A 711-nucleotide genomic window follows, 5' to 3' on the forward strand; every position below is an offset into this window, starting at 1 on the left:
ACTTGGCCGCTTCGCCGCGCGCCGCATCCCGTGCAGGGGGCGCGTCCTCCAGATTCGTGCGCGCTTCCTGCGCCTGCGCGCGCTGGCCGGCGGCGAGGCGGCTCGTGCCCTCGGCCTGGCGGCGCTCGTGCTGGCGTTCCTCCGTGTCCATCGCTTCCTTGAGCGCGGCCACCCGCTCGTCCAATAAAGCTTTCTTTTGTGGGAATTCCTTCCATTCGCGTTCCGCGTCTTCCAGTTTCAGGCGCGCCTCCAGCGCATTGCGGGCCGCCTCGATGGCGCCGCGTGCGTACAGCCGCGCCACCACGTCTCCCTTGAGCACGGGCTGTCCCTCGGCGATGTAGATGTTGGCCAGTTCGCCGTCGATGGGCGCATACAGGCGGCGCACCTCGGATGCCGGTACCAGCGTGCCCGGCGCCATCACGAGCACATCCGCGCGGCCGAAGAACGACCACGCCAGGCCGACCAGCACCAGCGCCACCATCACGTAGATGGCCAGGTGCGTGAAGCGCGCCGGCGTGGCCGTCAGGATGCCGATGCCCTCGTCGCCGTGGTCTTCCAGCGCGCCGATCAGCGGGCGCAGGGGTTTGTCACTCGTTGCCATCGCCGCCTCCTGTCAGGGCCAGCTTGCGCAGGTCGCTGGCCGCCTGCGCATACGTGTCGCGGAAGGCCGGGACGTACGCCGAGATCGTCGCGAACGCGCGCTGGTGCGCC

1 pseudogene is annotated in these 711 nt (G+C 69.9%); it reads right to left on the reverse strand.

Annotated elements, in window-relative coordinates:
• A pseudogene (locus tag ACEN88_RS33445) lies at positions 1-601 on the reverse strand (hemolysin D); the annotation flags it as partial.
• Between the last annotated feature and the right edge of the window lie 110 nt (positions 602-711).

It is taken from the genome of Massilia sp. CT11-108, from assembly GCF_047302915.1.
In the GTDB taxonomy this organism is placed as follows: Bacteria; Pseudomonadota; Gammaproteobacteria; order Burkholderiales; family Burkholderiaceae_D; genus Telluria; species Telluria orientalis.